This is a genomic window from Streptomyces bathyalis, from assembly GCF_015910445.1.
Lineage (GTDB): Bacteria > Actinomycetota > Actinomycetes > Streptomycetales > Streptomycetaceae > Streptomyces > Streptomyces bathyalis.
The window spans coordinates 7,288,517-7,306,126 of sequence record NZ_CP048882.1 but is presented as its reverse complement, the minus strand read 5'-3'; the positions used below and the strand labels follow the sequence as shown (position 1 = coordinate 7,306,126).

Below are 17,610 nucleotides of genomic sequence, written 5' to 3'. Positions count from 1 at the left end.
TCACCCCGCCTTCCGCTCGGCGACCGACTGGTCGAACGCCGAGTCGTCCGGGAGGAATTCGTTGGCAGGCGAGCCGAGGAAGGCGGGTGTCTCGTCGGTGCCGTGGAGGCCGACCGCGAAGCGCTCGACGAGCGGATCGGCGTGCAGGCCCGGACTGTGCACCTCGATCAGCGTGCATTCAGCACCGGACTTGTTCCACGACCAGTGGATCCGGCCGGCCGGCACCCGCAGGAAGTCACCGGCGGCCAGGTGGAACGCGTCGTCCTCGACAAAAACCCACAGTTCGCCGCTCTGCAGCAGGTTCAGCTGCTCGCAGTCGTGGACGTGCGGACGGGAGTGGTACCCGGCCGGACGAGTGGCGATCATCAATGAGGACGAGTTGCCGTACACGACCTTGGTCGTGAACGAGGTGTCCCCCATGTCGGCCGTCTGCTCGGGCACCGACGGGCCGGAAGCGTAGATGGACACGAGACCTCCCAGGACGCGCGGCAGCGCATCCGCCAGGCGGCACTCGTGCGACGCCTCTCAAGGGAGATCACGTGATCAGTGATGTGAGTGGCGCGAGCGCTGGAGGCTCGCCATCGTTCACATCCTCGACGCGATCTGTTGATTGGCACGAAACGTAGCTCTCGCTCGCCAAGCGGCGCAAGAGCCCGGCCAGGAGTCCTGCTAAGGACTGTCCGTAACGGCTGATCTTGGTGTCACGATCTTGCCGTGCCTGGTTTGATCACGGTGTCGGAGCCGTCCTGGAAGTCCCGTTCACCGGGCGGTGCCCCCGGTCGGTTCGGCAAGCTGGTCACTGCGAATCGCCGCGAGGGTGCGAACCAGTGCCCCGGTCTCGACCGTTGAGGCTGATTCTGGAGGACCGGATCCTGCTGGTAGCGGCCTACTGGCGTACGAACTTGACGCTGCGACAGCTCGCGCCCCCGCTGTCAGGATGTCGAAGTCGGCCGCTGGCCCGCATGGTTGGCCACCTCGGGCCGTCGCTCGCGCTTCAGTCGAGACAGAACTCGTTGCCCTCGATGTCCTGCATCACGAGGCACGACTCGTTGTCCTCATCGGCAGGGAGCAGTCGTACGCGTACCGCGCCGAGTGGGACCAGTCGTGCGCATTCGGCCTCGAGAGCGGCGAGGCGCTCTTCACCCACGAGGCCGGTGCCTACCCGCACGTCCAGGTGCAGCCGATTCTTGACGACCTTCCCTTCGGGAACGCGCTGGAAGAACAGTCGCGGGCCCACACCTGAGGGATCAATGCATGCGAACCATGAACCCTGATCCTCGGGAGCCTGGGAGCGGTTGAAGTCGTCCCAAGTGGCGAACCCCTCCGGAGGCGGCGGTACGACGTACCCCAACGCCTCGCACCAAAAACGAGCGACGCGCTCAGGTTCCGCGCAGTCAAAGGTGACTTGGAACTGCTTGATCGCCGACATCGGCGCAACATACCAGGAGGCCCTGCCGCTCATTTCCCCAAGTGGAGCCGCCCGCGGCCCCGCCCCGCCCTGGGCCCACCTTGGACACCGAGCGATCAAACCGGGCAGTCCGCGAGAACGGCGCGACCCTGGCGGCGGAGTCCACTTGTGGCCCCCAGGGTCCAGTCCTGACCAACCACCCTCATGCCAAAGATCAGTTACGGGACAGCCGTCAGGGCTTGACCACGTACTTGCCGCGGCCGCTGCCCTCGGCGAGGAGCTGATGAACGGCCGGTACGTCGTCGAGCGAGTCGATCTCGGTGACGGGCAGGTCGACAGCGCCGTCCGCGAGCAGGTCGAGCACCTGGCGCAACGCTGCGGCCGCCCGTTCCGGCGCTGCGGCAGCGAGGCGGCTGATGCTGAAGCCTGCGATCGAGGCGTTGCCGCCGATGAGCTGCCGCAGCGCCGGTAGTTCGCCGGGCGCTTCGCCGGTGGTGTTACCGAACAGGACGATCCGGCCACCTGGAGCCAGGACCGCCAGGTCCGTGTCGAGTTGATCGGTGCCGAAGGGGTCCAGGACGATGTCTACGCCGTCGGGCGCGGCGGCCCGCACTGCCGCCACAAGGTCGTCGCTCCTGACCGCCGCCACGTCGTACCCGAGGTGCTTCGCCGCTGCCACCTTCTCGGGGCTGCCGACCGTGCCGATCAGGGTCCCCCCGCCGAGCGCAGGCACGAAGGAGGCGATGGCGCTGCCCACGCCGCCGCTGGCGGAATGCACCAGCACGGTCTCGTCCGGACGGAAGCGTCCGGCCTCGGTCAGCAGCAGCATGGCGGTGGCGAGCGCCCCCGGCGCGGCTGCCGCGACGGGCAGCGCAACCCCGGCCGGTACCGGCACGGCAAGCGCGGCCGGGACGAGGGCCACCTCCGCCAGGCCGCCGTCAACGGTGAGTGCGGCAACGCGCCGGCCAGGTTCCAGCGGCACGCCGGCGCCGGCCTCGCGCACTGAGCCTGCGACCTCCAGCCCCGGTACGTGCGGCCACGTCCGCGCGTACCCGGCGTCACCGCGGCGGGCCATGATGTCCAGGAAGTTGATCCCTGCCCAGGCGACGTCGATGGTCACCTCCCCCGGACCGGGCTGTGGCACGTCGGCCTCACGCACCCCTGTCCGATCAGGGCCGGTCGAGGGTTCGGTCATGACGAGTGCGCGCATGGTGAGCCTCCTTTGATGTACGACGTACCACGTACGTCGTACATGTACGCTAGCATCGCCTTACGACGAACGTCGAAATTCGAAGGAGGGCCGAATGGTCAGGTCACAGCGCCGCCGCGCATCGCTGGTGCATCCCGACACCGGCGAACTCGACCTGCTCGACGTACTGCATGCCCTGTCCGACCAGACCCGGATGACGATCGTGCGAACCCTGCGAGCGGACCCGGAGCGCGCCTGCGGCACGTTCCCGGTCGACGTCGCTCCCTCGACGCTCACCCACCACTTCCGGATCCTGCGCGAGGCAGGCGTGATCCGTCAGCGCGAGGAAGGCAATCGCCGCTGGACCACGCTGCGCACGGAGGACCTGGAGGCGCGTTTCCCGGGCCTGATCGATGCTGTCGTCACCAACTACGAGCGTCAGTCCTGATCCTCCATCAGCTCCTCGGTGCAACTGGTCGGGCAACGCCACCGAGCTGATCGCCCAACCGGGTTGCCGCGCACGGTGATCGGGCACGGCGAGGGTGCAGCACTCGCGGAACCCGGCGCGATTATGCAGGCGGTCACTCGCAACGCATTGGCCGATCCAGGAATCCTCGGAATCACGCGGGAGCTGCGTTCGCGGTTGCGACAGCGGTCTTCACCCTGGGGTTGAACCGGTGGCTTTGCCCGGTCCAGCGGATGCTCATGGCCAGGCGCGTCGGATAATCACCGCATGGCGGAGATCATCCAGCGCACCGGAATGTGGACGTTCGACGGCGAGACACTGCGGATCGTGCCTGCCCTGGAAAAGCACACGCACCCGCTGCGCAAAGTGCTGGGCGAGGTGGCTGTACCGATCACGGCGATCTCCGGCATCGCGTACGAGCCGGGCCGCAAGGGCGGCCGGTTGCGGTTGCGCCTACGGGAGGGAGCCGACCCGCTCGCACAGGTGGCGAGCGGGCGCCTGCCGGATGCATCGGACCCGTACCAACTGCCGGTGGAGAAAGACCGCGCCGGCGTCGCCGAGTACTTCGTGGAGGAACTCCGCCGCACGCTGCTGCTGGACGAGGTGCCGGACACGCCCAGCGACCGCTATCTGCTGCCCGGGCCCGCCGTTCCGCTGACGGCGGGCGGCACGGACGGGACCGCCTCGTTCGACGGCGAGCGCGTCCAGCTGGAGTGGAACTGGATGGCCAACGAGAGCAAGTCGCACAGAGGCCCGCGCATCTTCACCCTTGACGAACTGGACGGCGTGGAGTGGACGCCCGCGATCGGCTGGGAGAACGGCTCGCTGCGCTTCCGCCCGAAGGGCGGGCACGCCGTCCTCAAGCCGGAACATGACCCGAACTGCCTGATGCTGTGGGGAATTCGGCAGGCCCGCGAGACGGGCGGCTCGGTCCTGCTGGCCGCCGCGGTGACCGCCCGGCTGCCTCATCCGGCCGGTGCGAAGCCGCCAGTGGGAACCGTCGCGGACGAGCTTCCCCCATACCGCGTCAAGGACGGGAGCGGGGGCTCGGCGGACAGGCCGGGTGACTCGACCGCGGCGGAGCACGACCGGCTGCTGCGGCGCCTGCGCGAACTCGGCGAACTGCACCGCGACGGCGTGCTCACCGACGAGGAATTCACCGGCGCCAAGAAGGCGGTGATCGACCGCTTCTGACACCCGGCCCGACCGAGCACGGAACCCGGCTCCTGCCACCGGAGCAGGGACCTCGACCACACGCTCGGCGTCAGGACGTCATCGTCCCTCGTCCGCCCCGGTAAGTGCGGCGAGCGCCAGCCCACCGCTCCTCCCCCAGTACCGCACCACACCGCGCTCGTACGCCCACTTCCCGGGACGCAGCCAACGGCGACGGCAGCGCGCGGCTCCAGCAGCGGGACGAGGCCGGAGCGTGGGCGCCGGGTACCTCGCTCGGCCGCATGAAGATGCGCCGGGCTTGCCGGTCCCATTTGTCCAGGTAAGGGTACGAAGAGTGAGCTGTGTTATCGCCTCTCAACAACACCTCACCCTTCTCGAGGACGGAGAGTTCCCATGCCTGACCGTTCCAGTTCAACCCGCTCGAATGGCAAGCAGCAGCAGGTCCAGGAGACGGTCATGGATCCGATGCGAACGATGAGGACTGCTGCCGAGAGAGTCCCTGGGTCGGAGCGTGTCAGGGGGGTCTTCGACGACATGCTGGACACCGTCGGAATCGTTTCGCCGCGTGCCAGGCGCGTCGCTGCGTACACGGGGGCGGGGATCCTCGGCGTGGCGGGTGTCATCGAGTGGCCGGTGGCTGTGGCGGGCGCCGCGGCGGTGTGGCTGACGCAACCGCGTCCTGCGGACATGGATGGCGAGGCCACGGACGGGGCCCGGACGCAGAAGCGGACCACGAAGCAAGCTGCCTCCAGGTCCAGGTCGGGCAACGGCTCGAGGACGGCGAAGAAGGGATCGAGCAAGAGCACCGCCGCCAAGAGCACAGCCGCCAAGCGCACAGCGAAGAAGACCACGAGCGCCTCGCGTGCAAAGGCCGGCGGGCGGAAGAAGGCCTGAGCCCTCCTTGCCCGACGCTACGACCGTTCCCCCACGCCCGCCCGGATCCCCGCGAAGGTGAGGAATGCTGCTTCGATTGCTCGCCGGGCTGCCGAAGGTGGCTGACTCACTTCTCCGGAGTGTCTTGGCCGCGCCTGCCAGGACCACTCGCCGGATCACGCCTCCGGCGGCCGCGGCAGCGCGCCTGACGGGCAGGCTGGTAAGCGTCGGTGCGCATGAAGCGGTGAGCGGTGCGACGGAAGTGTGCGCGTCCGCCGGGCACCTCGGCAGAGTCGCCCGTGACGCGATGACGCCCCGCGTCGGCAGCTGGCGCGCAGGACCCCGGATGCACCTTGGGCTGCGGTACCCCCCTGGCGCACCGGTGCCCACCGCGGAACGGCTCGAGACCGCCGCCGAGAAGGTGGCCGTCGAACTGGCCGAGCACCCTGATGTGCTGCTCGCCTACTGGGATGGCGGCCTGGAATGCGTGGTCGTCAAGGCCGCCGAGGACGCGGTCTGCGAGCGTGTGGCGGCCAAGGCATCCGAACTCGCGGCCGAGCATGGGCTTGAACACACCGGCGAACGGACGCCGGAGCATGGCCACCCGGGTGACGTCAGGAACGTGCGCGTCAATATCGCCGCGCTCGCGTGCGACGCGGCAGGCATCGCCACGGTCGTCGCGGCGCGGGCCGTGCTTCCGGCACGCGCGCCGGAAGCACTTGTGGCGTCGGTCTCCCTCCTGCGTGAGGATTCGCGAGTACGTGCGGCATTGGGCCGCCTGCTGGGCTCGGACGCGAGCGACCTGCTTCTGGGCGCAGCACAGGCGGCAGTCTTGGGGATCGCGCAGTCACCGGGGCCTCTGCTGCTCGACGCCGCGCTGCGGGCCACTCAATTGGTGCGATCGCTCGCCCAGCTCGCGACCTTCGAGACAGCGCACGACACGCTCTGTGCTCCGGACCGCCTGACGGTGACGCGAGGCTCCACCGTGCGTCCGGCGCTGCGGACCTGCCCAGACGAGTCGTACTCGGACACGGCCGTCAACGGGATGCTGGGCGGTGCCCTCGCCACGCTCCTGTTCACCCGCAGCCTCGACAAGGCGGCGGAGACGGTCCTGGCCGGTGTGCCCAAGGCCGCACGCTTCGGCCCGTCGGCCTTCACCGCATCGCTCGCCGCTGCTCTCGCGCAAGAGGACATGCTGGTCGGCGATCCCGCGAGGCTCCGCCGTCTGGAACTGGTGGACACCGTGGTGCTGCATTCCGGAGCGCTCCGCAGCGCCCGCCGCACCGTGCTCGAAGTCCATCCCGACACGACGGGCTGGGACCATGCCCGGTTGTGGCACACGGCGATGGAGGCGCTCAGCGCTCCCGAGGCCGGGGCGAAGCCGCCTGGAGAGCCACACCTCACACTCCGTCCGGTGCCCGATGAGACGAAGGCGGAGGCGGGGCTGATGATCGCCTCGGTGCTCGGCAGGGACGTGGGCACCGTCCTGGTCGGCTGGGAGGTCGAGCCCATGGCCGAGGCGGCGCTGGACGCGGCGCGCCGGGCCGGCCTGCACGTCGTGGTGGTGGACGAGGACGGCCTCGGTGAATTCGGCACGCTGGCCGATCAACTCACGTCAGGGGAGGTCCCGTTCGCCGGAACCGTCGCCGCTCTCCAGGACGAGGGCCGTACGGTCCTCACCGTGGCGCGAGTCCCGCATGACCGCCGGACTGAACAACCGGAGCGGGCTCCTTCCGCTCGCGACGTCGTCGACGGGCTGCTCCACGGCGACATCGCCGTCGCGGTCGCCGACGAGGGCAGTGCCGTCGTCTGGGGCGCCGATCTGCTGTCCCTGCACGGGCTGGAAGGCGTGTGGCGGTTGCTGTCCGCAGTGACCCTGTCCCGAGCGGTCAGCGGGTGGGGCAAGTTCTTCGCAGAGGCGGGCGCCGCCCTCTCCGAGCTGCTGGTCCTCACCCGGGAGGCACGGTCCCCGGAGACGCCCGCCTCCCTCGAAGTCCGCCTCAGTCCGGTAACCGTCGCCACCGCCGCATCGCTGACGTGGGGCTGGGCCGCCGCGCTGGTCGTGACCGCAGGCACCATGCCACGGCCCGAACCGCGAGTGCCCTGGCATGCTCTGCCTCCGCACGAGGTCATGGCGCGGCTGCGAAAGGCGCCACGAACCGCGCCCACGGGGTGGTCGGCGACACGGCATCTTGCCGGCCGTCTCGCGCGAGTCATGGCCAGGTATCCGGTGCTTGCGCCCGTACGGATGGGAGTCCAGCTCGCGCGGGCCGTCTGGGCTGAGCTCGACGATCCGTTCACCCCCGTGCTTGTGGTCGGAGCCACCGCATCCGCACTGCTCGGTTCGCCGGTCGATGCCTACCTCGTCATCGGCGCCGTAGGGTTGAACGCCCTGGTCGGCGGGGTCCAACGGCTGCGCGCGCAGAGGGCGTTGTTCGCGCTTGCCACCGAGCAGCGGCCCATGGCCCGTCGGCTCGAGCCGTCGACCGGTGAGGTGTCCGTCGTGGACGCCGCCCGCCTGGCGCAGGGCGAAGTGATCGACCTGCGCGTCAACGACGTGGTCCCGGCAGACGCGCGGCTGCTGGAGGTCGACGGGTGCGAGGTCGACGAATCCTCGCTGACCGGCGAGTCCCTGCCGACCCCGAAAAACGTGGCCGCCGTTCCGGGTGCCTCACTCGCCGACCGAAGCTGCATGGTCTTCGAGGGCACCACCGTGGTGGCCGGCTCCGCGCGGGCCGTAGTGGTGGGTACCGGCCACCAGACGGAAGCGGGTCGTGCCGCGTCGCTCGCCGCCCGCGTCCCCATCTCGGCAGGAGTACAGGCACGACTGCACAGGCTGACCAGGCGAGTGCTGCCCTTCACGCTCGCAGGCGGTGCAGCCGTCGCCGGCCTGTCCTTGTTGCGCGGACGTCCGATGCGTTCGGCACTCCAGGGAGGGCTGGCCGTCGCGGTGGCGGCCGTGCCCGAGGGCATGCCCCTGGTGGCGACCGTGGCACAGATGGCCGCCGCGCGGCGCCTCAGCCGGCTCGGTGTCCTCGTCCGTACGCCGCGCAGCCTGGAGGCGCTGGGCCGCGTCAACGCCGTCTGTTTCGACAAGACCGGGACGCTCACGGAGAACAAGCTGCGGGTGGTCAGTGTCGTCACCGCGAGCGGCGATGAGCACAAGGCGACCGACCCGGAGGCGTTTGCGGTCCTGCGTATCGCCGCCCGTGCGTGCCCGGCTGCCGCGGACCGGGTGGGTGTCCACGCCCATGCCACCGACGAGGCCGTCCTGGCAGCCGCCCCGCCTGAGACCGGATGGACCACTGTGCAGGCCGAACCCTTCGAATCGAGTCGCGGGTTCGCAGCCGCCCTCGGAAGAGGCGCGCACGGCGACGAAAAGCTCGTGGTCAAAGGCGCGCCGGAAGTCGTACTGCCCTGCTGCCCCGACACGGACCCGGCGGCAGTCGACATGGCAAACGCCCTCGCCGCCCAGGGTCTGCGGCTGCTCGCCGTGGCCCAGCGGCCCCTCGGGGTGAACGAGGCGGCCGATGTCCTGGACAAGCCGCTCGAACTGCTGGAACTCATCGGGTTCGTAGCTCTGGCCGACACCCCACGCGCCAGTTCCGCCCCGCTCGTGTCCGGGTTGAGCGAGGCCGGCGTACGTCCCGTCATGCTGACCGGCGACCATCCTCAGACCGCCCGGTGCATGGCGATCGCACTCGGCTGGCCCTCCGACGTCACAGTGGTCACGGGCCACGACCTGGCAGCACTCGACCGGGCAGGGCGAGCGCGCATTCTCAAGGACTGCGGCGTTGTCGCTCGCGTCGCACCCGAACAGAAGCTCCAGGTCGTCGAGGCACTCCGGGAGGCGGGACGCGTCGTCGGCATGGTCGGGGACGGCGCGAACGACGCCGCCGCGATCCGGGCCGCCGACGTCGGGATCGGCATCGGCGCGCGCGGTTCGGCGGCCGCACGCAATGCTGCCGACCTCGTGATCACCAACAACGAACTCTCGGTGCTCATCGACGCCATCACCGAGGGGCGGGCCCTGTGGCGCAATGTGGCCGACGCCATCAGCATCCTGCTCGGCGGCAATGCGGGTGAGGTCGGCTTCTCCGTGCTGGGCACGCTGCTCTCCGGTACGTCGCCGCTGTCCGCGCGCCAGCTGCTCCTGGTCAACCTGCTCACCGACATGTTCCCGGCCATGGCGATCGCGGTCACGCCTCACGACCGGGGCCCCGCTTCGGAGGAGGCCCTGGCCGAGACGCACTCCGTAGGTCTCGCCAACCTGGGCGAGCCGCTCACACACGAGATCCGCCAGCGTGGCCTGATCACCGGAGCCGGCGCGGCGGCGGCGTGGCTGTTCGGCAGCTTCACCCCCGGATCGGCACAGCGCACCAGCACCATGGCCCTGTGCGGGGTGATCGGTTCCCAGCTCACCCAGACCGTGGCCGGACGCCGTGACAGCCCACTGGTCCTCGGCACGGTCATCAGCACCGCCGCCGTTCTCGTGGCCCTCGTCCAGGTGCCCGTCGTCAGTCGCTTCTTCGGGTGCACGCCCTTGGGCCCACTGGCATGGACCGGAGTAGCCATTGCCATCGGGACTTCCTCCGTGGGGCCCCGACTGGTGCCCCAGGCCGACCAGTTGCTCTCACAGCTCACCTCACGGCTGGGGTCCGTACTGCCAACTCGGGACGGCTCTGCACCACTGAGCCTTCTCCGACTTCGAACCCGCAGGTCATCGGGGCTGGTGTGAGTCGGCTCTCGCACTCAGCTCCAGGTGGGCAACTGCCCAGGCGTCCTTGGGCAGTCGGCGGCGAACCGCGTTTCCTAGGCATCGGCCCGCGGGGTGAAGAACGTGCGGGTGGCGGTGAGTTCGGTCCGATCGGCCACGAGTGCCGCGAACCGTGCGAACACCCGGTCCCGGTGCGGTGCCAGCACCGTCAACTCACCGGGCGTCTCCTCCCGAAGACGGGGAGCAGCGGCCACCTCCTGCGGGGTCGCCGTCTCCATGAACGCGTCCACTGCGGCCTCGTCGACCTCCAGGTGAAACTGCAGCCCCCAAGCTGCTCCTCCCATCCGGAACGCCTGCACCGGATACCGATCGCAGGAGGCCAACAGCACCGCCTTCTCCGGCAGGTCCATGGTGTCGCCGTGCCAACTCAGAACCCGTAGCCGCTCGGGTGTACCCGAAAGCAGCGGATCGCCGTCGGCCTCGGGGCTGAACGCCACTTCACCCCAACCCAGTTGCAGCCCGGACCCCACCCGGGCCGTGCCGCCCGCGGCCAGGGCAAGCATCTGTGCCCCCAGGCAGATCCCGAGCACCGGCACTTCGGCGGCCAACGCCTTGCGCAGCAGCTCCAGTTCGGCGCGGCGTGAGGGAAAGCCGTCGTCGCTGTAGGCAGCCTGCGCTCCGCCCATCACCACCAGGGCATCGACATCGGTCAGAGTCGCCGGCACCGGATCCCCTGCCCACACCTGGCACAGACGCATCCGCAGCCCGGCGGCCGCCAGCGCCTCCCCGAGCGTGTACGGGCCTTCGCCTCGTGCATGCTCCACGACCACTACACCCACAGCCTTCGCCCCAATCTGCAGACGCACATCAGATTACGGTGATCCGGTGGCTGCGAGGTTGGCTGATCGACCTCGTACAGCGGCAGCGCTACCCAACGCTCCACGAGGCCGTCCGTACGAGCTGGGCTCGCGTACGTCACACTCGCGTTCACGCCACGTCCGATGACGGGCTGACCGGGCAGTGAGGCGGCTGGATCGCCGCCGCGCGACGGTCCTCGCCGTGTTGGGGGAAGACCGTGTTCTCCCCTCCGCGCGGGCTCCCCGCTGAGGGGGACCGCGTTCGGACGGGCGAGCGACGGGACAGCAGGCATCCGGTCAGCGCGGCGGCGAGGCCGGCCAATCCGGCCGCCGCGAAGCCGCCCGCCGGCACGGACAGGTCGATCGCTCCCCCGACGATCGGGGAACCGAGTGCGAAGCCGGCGCTCAGCGCCGAGGATTGCAGGCCTGTCGCCTCGCCGCGCGCACCGGCGGGCGCGAGCCGGCTGACCGCATCGGCCACCGCGGAAAGAGCCGGCGCGGCGAACAACCCTGCACCGACAGCGGCCACGCACAACCAGAGCCAATGGTGAGCCAGCCCGGCGGGAATGGTCGCCAGCCCGAGCAGACCGAGCGGCAGCCACGTCGGCACCGGCCGGGAGAGCGCGCCGTACACGAGCCCGCCGATGATGGATGCCAAGCCGTACGCTGCCACGACCACGGCGGCCCAGGAGACCTGGCCGGCTTCTTCGAGGGTGGCGACGATGGCCAGGTCGGTGCCGCTGAGCAGCATCGTGGTGCCGAACGCCATCACCAGCACGGCGATCATGCGCGGGCCCAGCCATTCCCGTCGACGGGGGCGGTCGGCCACATCCCCCTCGTCCTCGGCATGCAGCGACGGGTTGAGCAGGGCCATCCCGGCTCCGCCGACCACGAGTGCGGCGCCGACACCCCATGTCACGACGCCCGGGGACGTATTCGCCGCGCAGAGGATCACGATCGGCGGGCCCACCATGTATGACAGCTCGCCCTGCACCGATTCCAGCGCGAAGGCGGCGCGGCGCTGTCCCCCCGTCGTCATCGCGGCGATCGCCTGCCTGGTCACCGACTGGGCCGGCACCATCAGCAGACCCGCGGCGAAGGCGGCGCCCAGCAGGGCTCCGTACGGCAGGGCCGGTACGCTCAGCCAGAACACGACCTGCGCCACGGCGGTTACCGACAGCACGGTACGCGGGCCCCGCCGGTCGATCATGCGGCCGAGGAGCGGCCCGCCCAGCGCCAGCCCGGTGGTCAGTGTCGCCGCGACACCGCCCGCTGCCGCGTAGTTCATGTCCAGACCCAGCACGACGTGCATCATCAGCGCGATCACGGCAGACGTGATCGCGGTACGGGCGAGCAGCGAGACTCCCAGCAGGGATGCCATCCCCGGCACGGCGAGCACCTGTCGGTATCTGGTCACCTGCGTGACGCTAGATCGTCGCGGGCGTCATAGGAAGCGGCAAATTTGCTGGAGCTGGCATAATGAATATTTATGGCCAGGGAGCTTGAGACCCCGTTGCTTCGGTCGTTCGTCACCGCCGTGCGCGCCGGCAGCATCAGCCGCGCCGCGACCGCGCTCGGGCAGACCCAGCCCGCGCTCAGCCAGCAGCTGCGGAAACTCGAGAGCGCGGTCGGCCGTCCGCTGCTCCACCGGTCGCCGTCCGGCGTCTCGCCGACACGGGCGGGTGAGGAGCTGCTGCCGTACGCCGAGCGCATTCTCTCGTTGTGTGCGCAGGCACTCACCGAAGCTGGGCGCGCGCTCACCGGCCACTGCCGTGTCGGGTTGCTCGAAGACCTCGCCGCGTCCCAGCTTTCACAGGCCCTGGCGGACCTCGCCCGGCTGCACCCCGACGCGACGCTGGAAGTGCTCGACTTGTCCAGCGCTGAAATGCGGGGCGCCTACGACGCCGGCAACGTCCAGCTCGTACTCGATCACGTGCTGGACGTTCCCGGCCCGCCGCGCTGGACGGTGCGCCGCCCGCTGGTCTGGGCCGTCGGCCAGGGTGTGGATCTGGCTGCCGAGCCGCTGCCGGTGGTGCTGTTCTCGAACCCGTGCATCTGGCGTACTTCAGTGCTGGAAGCACTGCAACGCGCCGACCGGGACTGGCGGGTGGCGTTCGAAAGCAACAGCCTCGTCGGTGTGCTCGCCGCGGTACGGGCCGGGCTCGGCGTCGCGGCGCTCATGCCCGCGAACCTCGAACCGGCCATGGCCTGCCACGACGCGGACGCCCTGCCAACCCTGCCCGACGTCGAACTCGGACTCGCACGGCACCCACGGACCGAAGGTGATCCGCTGATCGATGCCGTGGAGACCGCGCTGCGACGCACGATCTGAGATCCGCGGTGTTCGGCGAGGGCGAACGCCGAAGTCGCCCTCGGTGACGGCGCGTTGCGCACGCGCACGTGCCCAACTGCTCGGCGTCGCCGAGATGAGAAGTCGTCCACATCGACGCCTCGGCCTGCGCAACCGGGGCGCGTTACTACAGGACCGTGGTGAGCACGATCGTGACAGTCGATGCGGCGATCGCCGCGGCGGTTCGGGTCACCGCTGTGTTCACGGCCGAGGCCGCCCAGTTGCCGTTCTCGATCTCCTTGGCGCGCTTGAGGACTTCCGCTGTCTGTGGAAGGGCGGGACGCAGAGTCTGAAGGGTGCCGCTCGATGACAGCAGTGCGATCAGTGCTGCGGTGCGCGGGTCGGGACGTGCTCTGCCCTCCAGTACGGCGCGGACCTTCCGCCTCAGCTCTGCCTCGTGCCGTGGGTCCCCGGCGGGCAACGTGGTCGTGCGGAACAACCCCAGCACCCGCTTGCTCTCGCGGCGAATGAGACCGCGCTCGACGAGCCGGTCGACTACGGGCTCCTGAAGGCCGTCCCCGATCTCGAGGAGGAGGGTCTGGATGTCCTTGGGCTTGCGCGCAGAGATCTTCTCGTAGGCAGTCCGAAGCAGGGGGTCCGAGAGCTCACCACCCCCGGCGGCCACGACCTCGGGGCCGTTCTCCCCCGCCTGTCCCCGTCCGGTCTCGAGCATGCCGCGGAGTGCGAGTTCGACGAGCACAGCGCCGCCGAGGGTGTATTGCAGCGTGGCAGCTCCCGCGACGACTCCCGTCTCGTCGTCGAGCATCAGGAGCATCACGTCCTCGACGATCAGTGTTTCGCTCTCCACTTCGCCTCCTCTTCCTTGTGCGGGCCGTATCTCCGATGCGCGAACTTTCATGCGCGGCCGGGCGTGAAGGCTGAGGAGCCCCTGACCCCCCGGACCTCGGCGCACCGAATGCGCCTGCGCAGCCGACGAGTTCGGTCCCCTGAGGCGGTTCAGGAAACCACGTCCTTCCGGCCGAACCCCCGGAACGCGAGGGCGAACAGCACGAGGGCGTAGGCCACCGACACGGAAGTCCCCTTGATCATCCCTGTCCACTCCAGCTGGGGCTGTATCGCGTCCGCCCACGCGTACTGCCAGTGCGCGGGCAGGAACTCCCGCCAGGAGCCGAGGGCTTCGACCGCGTCCAGCAGATTGCCGACGATGGTCAGCCCGACCGCTCCGCCGACCGCGCCCAGCGGTGCGTCCGTGATGGTGGAGAGCCAGAACGCCAGCCCTGCCGTGACCAGTTGGGAAACGAAGACGAATGCGACGGCGAGGGCGAGTCTCAACAAGGCATCCGTGGCGGGAACCGAGCTGCCCGTCGGGCTCTGCAGCGGGTGCCAGCCGTATGCGACCGTGCCAACGGCCAGGGAGATCAGGGGGAGCAGCACGATCGCGGCCAGGCTGAAGGTCAGCGCAACCGCGAACTTGCTCCACAGCAGCCGTGCGCGGGGCACGGGCGCGGCGAGCAGATAGCGCAGTGACGACCATCCCGCTTCCGAGGCCACGGTGTCTCCGAAGAACAGTGCCACGGGGATGACGAGCAAGAATCCGGCCGAGAGGAACAGCGCCGATGAGGCGAAGTTGAGCCCGGAGGCGGTGGCGGTGTCCATCAGGTTGATCCGTTGCTCCTGCCCTCCTCCCCCACCATCGTCGTCGCCCCCGCCGATGGCGAAGGCCGCCACCAGGACGAAGGGGAGGACGGTCAGGATCACCGCAACCACCGCGGTGCGGCGGCGGCGCAGCTGTCGTACTGCTTCCACACCGAAGGGGAGGGTGCGGCCTGCACGGAAGCCGGACGCGGTATCCAACTGGCCGGTCACGAGGTCTCTCCTTCGATCAGAGTGAGGAAAGCGTCCTCGAGGCGACGGTGCGGGCCGAGGCCGTTCACCGGGATCTCCATCCCGACCAGTTCCGCCAGCAACCGGGACGGGCTCGTGCCGCCCAGCCGTACCAGCAGGCCTTCGTCAGCCCGCGCGGCGGAGATGACGCCCGGCAGTCCGGCCACCTTCCCCACCACGGCGTCCGACGGGGGCGGGCCGTCGATGCCGATCAGCAGCGTCTCGCCGGAGCCCGTGATCTCCGCGACCGCCCCCGCCTGCACCAGTCGGCCTCTGTCCATGACCACAAGGTGGGTGCAGGTCTGCTCGACCTCGGCCAGGAGGTGCGAGGAAACGATCACGGTGCGGCCCTGGGCGGCGTACCGGATCATGACGTCCCGCATCTCGCGGATCTGCGGCGGGTCGAGTCCGTTGGTCGGCTCGTCGAGGATCAGCAGATCGGGCAGGCCGAGCATGGCCTGGGCGATGGCGAGGCGCTGCCGCATGCCCTGGGAGTAGGTGCGCACTGCGCGTTGGAGCGCCTCCCCGAGGCCGGCGATCTCCAGGACTTCGTCGATGTGGGCGTCTGCGGCGGGACGGGCGGTCGCGGCCCAGTACAGCTCCAGGTTGGCCCGCCCGGACAGATGCGGGAGGAAGCCCGGACCCTCGACGAAGGCACCCACCCGGGAGAGCACCGGCGCGCCCGGCCGTACGGCGTGCCCGTAGATCCGGGTCTCGCCGTCGTCGGGCCTGATCAGGCCCATCAGCATGCGGAGGACAGTGGTCTTGCCCGCGCCGTTGGGGCCGAGAAGACCGAGCACTTGGCCCTTCTCGACGCGGAAGGACAGGTCGCGTACGGCGTACCGGTCGGCGGACTTCGAATAGCGCTTCGTCAGCCCGGTGATCTCCAGAGGCACTTCTGCAAGCTTCGGGTCGGGAGCCGGGGCCGAGGTGCGGCGCCTGCCGCTCACCAGCAGGACCGCGGCGACGGCGGCGCCGGCGAGGGGAAGACCCCAGACCCAGGCGGGCAGCGGGGCGGCCTCGGCGGTGACACCGCGCGCGGTGGGAACGCTCAGTTCGCTCTCCACCGTGGCGGTGTACGTACTCGGCTCGGCGGGAGACGCATAGCCGAGGTCGGTGGTGGCGAGCACGAGCCGCAGCCGGTGGCCCGCCTCGACCTCGTGGTTCACGGCGGGCAGGCGGAGCTGGACGTTCCGGCCCTTCTGGGCGTCGGCGACCCTGATGGGCGAGACAAGCTGCGAAGGCAGTCTCTGGCTGCCGTCCCGCCCGACGTCGTACACCTTCGCGAAGAGCACGGCGTCGTCGGCACTCTCGGACTTGACCCGCACCGTGACGGTGGGCGAGCCGGTGATGCGCAGGGAACTCTTCAGCGGCCGGGAGTCGAAGCGTGCGTGCTGGCCGGGGAAGTCGATGTTCAGACCGCCGACGCCGAGGGAGGACAGCTGCGAGAGACCGCTGCTGAGGCTGGGGATGGCGGAGATCGAGGGTGGTCCTGCGCCCGGCGGGTTGTTGAAGGACCTCTGCGCGGTGTCGAGGGCGACCGTGCGGGCACCGTTGTTCAGCCCGGGGTAGGCGGTGCCGGTGGCGCCGCGTGTCTGGAGCGTCCCGTCCGTGGAGTCCATCCCCCCGGCCTCGGTGACGCGGAAGGCCGGACCCGCCTCCACGCCCTTCTCGCCCTTCAGATAGCGGTCGAACCAGGCCGTCGTACGGGTGTCGAGGCGGGCCGTCTCCAGGTCGCCGCCATCGTGTCCGCCCGCGAACCAGTCGACGGAAACGGGTGCTCCGTTGGCGCGGATCGCCTTGGCCATGGCATCTGCCTGGCCGAGGGGGAAGAGGGAGTCGGACTGGCCCTGGGCGATCAGCGTGGGCACCTTGATCCGGTCCCCGACGGCGGAGGGGCTGCGCGCTGCGAGCAGTTCACGGGCGGCGGCGTCCGGCTTGCCGCTCACCGCCACCCGCTCGTACATCTCGCACACGTCCGTCTCGAAGCGGCCACAGCCACCCCGGGGAGAGCCGGAGCCGAAGAAGACGCCGGCCCAGAGCTTCTTGAAAACCCCGTCCGGGAACAGCGCGTCAGCCAGGTTCCAGTACGTCATCCGCGGCGCGATGGCGTCGACCCGCTCGTCGTGGCCGGCCGCGAGCAGTGCGATCGCGCCACCGTAGGAGGCGCCGGCCACGCCGACCCGCGGGTCGCCGGTCTCGTCGAGCCGCACTTCGGGGCGCTCGGCCAGCCAGTCGATGAGGCGGGAGACGTCCGCGACCTCATGCTCCGGGTCATTGAGGCCTATCTGGCCGGTTGAGGCTCCGAAACCCCGGGCCGACCAGGTCAGGACGGCATATCCCTCCCGGGCCAGCTGCTGCGCGTGGGCACGCACGGCGTCCTTGCTGCTGCCGAATCCGTGGCCGAGGAGCACTGCGGGCCGCTTCCCGGACCGGGAGCCCGAGGTGAAGTACGAGGTGTCGATCTGCGCGCCCGGCATATCAAGGGTGCGGTCTGCCCGGTGGACCGGCGGCTGTCCGTCGGACGCCAGCGCGCTCCACGTGCCTGCCCCGGCGAGCGTGACAACAGCGGCAGCCACGACGAACAACCGTCTCGAGCCGCCGCGCACCGTGCCGCGCAGTCGGGCTGACAGTTGAGCCGGCCGGCTCCCACCGCTCTTTCGCAGGTCCATGCTGGAACCCTAGAAGCACGGATCCTGTGTTTCGGGGGCCTTCAGGTGGATCCCTGGTTG

14 protein-coding genes and 1 pseudogene are annotated in these 17,610 nt (G+C 70.0%); 7 read left to right on the top strand and 8 right to left on the bottom strand.

Annotated features, from left to right (window positions below; translation table 11 throughout):
• On the bottom strand, positions 1 to 468 hold the full coding sequence (locus G4Z16_RS31795) for a cupin domain-containing protein (RefSeq protein ID WP_197354008.1): 468 nt from the start codon (positions 466 to 468) through the stop codon (positions 1 to 3).
• A 246-nt stretch (positions 469 to 714) separates the two neighbouring features.
• Here G4Z16_RS31795 and G4Z16_RS32845 point away from each other — a divergent pair.
• Positions 715 to 1,007: pseudogene (locus tag G4Z16_RS32845) on the top strand (helix-turn-helix domain-containing protein); the annotation flags it as partial.
• Here G4Z16_RS32845 and G4Z16_RS31790 read toward each other — a convergent pair.
• Both G4Z16_RS31790 and G4Z16_RS31785 read right to left on the bottom strand, forming a co-directional pair.
• Positions 995 to 1,429 carry a VOC family protein gene (locus G4Z16_RS31790; RefSeq protein ID WP_197354007.1) on the bottom strand — a complete coding sequence of 145 codons (435 nt, stop codon included), beginning with the start codon at positions 1,427 to 1,429 and terminating at the stop codon, positions 995 to 997. The pseudogene G4Z16_RS32845 and the gene G4Z16_RS31790 overlap by 13 nt on opposite strands.
• Before the next feature lie 211 nt (positions 1,430 to 1,640).
• Positions 1,641 to 2,618: a quinone oxidoreductase family protein gene (locus G4Z16_RS31785; RefSeq protein ID WP_197354006.1), complete on the bottom strand. Its 978-nt coding sequence runs from the start codon at positions 2,616 to 2,618 to the stop codon at positions 1,641 to 1,643.
• Between the two features lie 94 nt (positions 2,619 to 2,712).
• Here G4Z16_RS31785 and G4Z16_RS31780 point away from each other — a divergent pair, with 94 nt between their 5' ends.
• The 5 genes from G4Z16_RS31780 to G4Z16_RS31760 all read left to right on the top strand — a co-directional run bounded on the left by G4Z16_RS31780 (position 2,713) and on the right by G4Z16_RS31760 (position 9,847).
• Positions 2,713 to 3,045 (top strand): ArsR/SmtB family transcription factor, encoded by a 333-nt coding sequence (locus tag G4Z16_RS31780; RefSeq protein ID WP_197354005.1) that lies wholly within the window; start codon positions 2,713 to 2,715, stop codon positions 3,043 to 3,045.
• Between the two features lie 18 nt (positions 3,046 to 3,063).
• Entirely contained in the window at positions 3,064 to 3,270 is a 207-nt protein-coding gene (locus G4Z16_RS33385; RefSeq protein WP_425508139.1) for an iron chelate uptake ABC transporter family permease subunit, read from the top strand.
• 60 nt (positions 3,271 to 3,330) lie between these two features.
• Positions 3,331 to 4,257, top strand: coding sequence for a DUF4429 domain-containing protein (locus G4Z16_RS31770; RefSeq protein WP_197354004.1), 927 nt, complete (start codon positions 3,331 to 3,333; stop codon positions 4,255 to 4,257).
• A gap of 435 nt (positions 4,258 to 4,692) precedes the next feature.
• On the top strand, positions 4,693 to 5,130 hold the full coding sequence (locus G4Z16_RS31765; RefSeq protein WP_197354003.1) for a hypothetical protein: 438 nt from the start codon (positions 4,693 to 4,695) through the stop codon (positions 5,128 to 5,130).
• 361 nt (positions 5,131 to 5,491) lie between these two features.
• The gene (locus tag G4Z16_RS31760; RefSeq protein ID WP_343070926.1) at positions 5,492 to 9,847 is read left to right on the top strand and encodes a cation-translocating P-type ATPase; all 4,356 of its coding nucleotides are present in this window, start codon (positions 5,492 to 5,494) and stop codon (positions 9,845 to 9,847) included.
• Positions 9,848 to 9,921: 74 nt separating this feature from the next.
• Here G4Z16_RS31760 and G4Z16_RS31755 read toward each other — a convergent pair whose 3' ends face one another.
• Together G4Z16_RS31755 and G4Z16_RS31750 are read right to left on the bottom strand one after the other, a co-directional pair.
• Complete coding sequence (locus G4Z16_RS31755; RefSeq protein ID WP_246531177.1) at positions 9,922 to 10,650, bottom strand: type 1 glutamine amidotransferase; 729 nt, start codon at positions 10,648 to 10,650, stop codon at positions 9,922 to 9,924.
• Between the two features lie 163 nt (positions 10,651 to 10,813).
• Positions 10,814 to 12,100: an MFS transporter gene (locus G4Z16_RS31750; RefSeq protein WP_197354001.1), complete on the bottom strand. Its 1,287-nt coding sequence runs from the start codon at positions 12,098 to 12,100 to the stop codon at positions 10,814 to 10,816.
• A 72-nt stretch (positions 12,101 to 12,172) separates the two neighbouring features.
• Between G4Z16_RS31750 and G4Z16_RS31745 the strand changes: the two genes are divergently transcribed.
• Complete coding sequence (locus tag G4Z16_RS31745) at positions 12,173 to 13,015, top strand: LysR family transcriptional regulator (protein WP_197354000.1); 843 nt, start codon at positions 12,173 to 12,175, stop codon at positions 13,013 to 13,015.
• Between the two features lie 145 nt (positions 13,016 to 13,160).
• Here the strand turns inward: G4Z16_RS31745 and G4Z16_RS31740 are convergent, their stop codons facing one another.
• From G4Z16_RS31740 to G4Z16_RS31730, 3 genes are all read right to left on the bottom strand, one after another.
• On the bottom strand, positions 13,161 to 13,841 hold the full coding sequence (locus G4Z16_RS31740; protein WP_246531176.1) for a GOLPH3/VPS74 family protein: 681 nt from the start codon (positions 13,839 to 13,841) through the stop codon (positions 13,161 to 13,163).
• Positions 13,842 to 13,990: 149 nt separating this feature from the next.
• Positions 13,991 to 14,860, bottom strand: a complete 870-nt coding sequence (locus tag G4Z16_RS31735) for an ABC transporter permease (RefSeq protein WP_197353998.1) — start codon at positions 14,858 to 14,860, stop codon at positions 13,991 to 13,993.
• Positions 14,857 to 17,550, bottom strand: coding sequence for an alpha/beta fold hydrolase (locus G4Z16_RS31730; protein WP_197353997.1), 2,694 nt, complete (start codon positions 17,548 to 17,550; stop codon positions 14,857 to 14,859). The genes G4Z16_RS31735 and G4Z16_RS31730 overlap by 4 nt, the downstream gene beginning before the upstream one ends.
• Positions 17,551 to 17,610 lie beyond the last annotated feature (60 nt).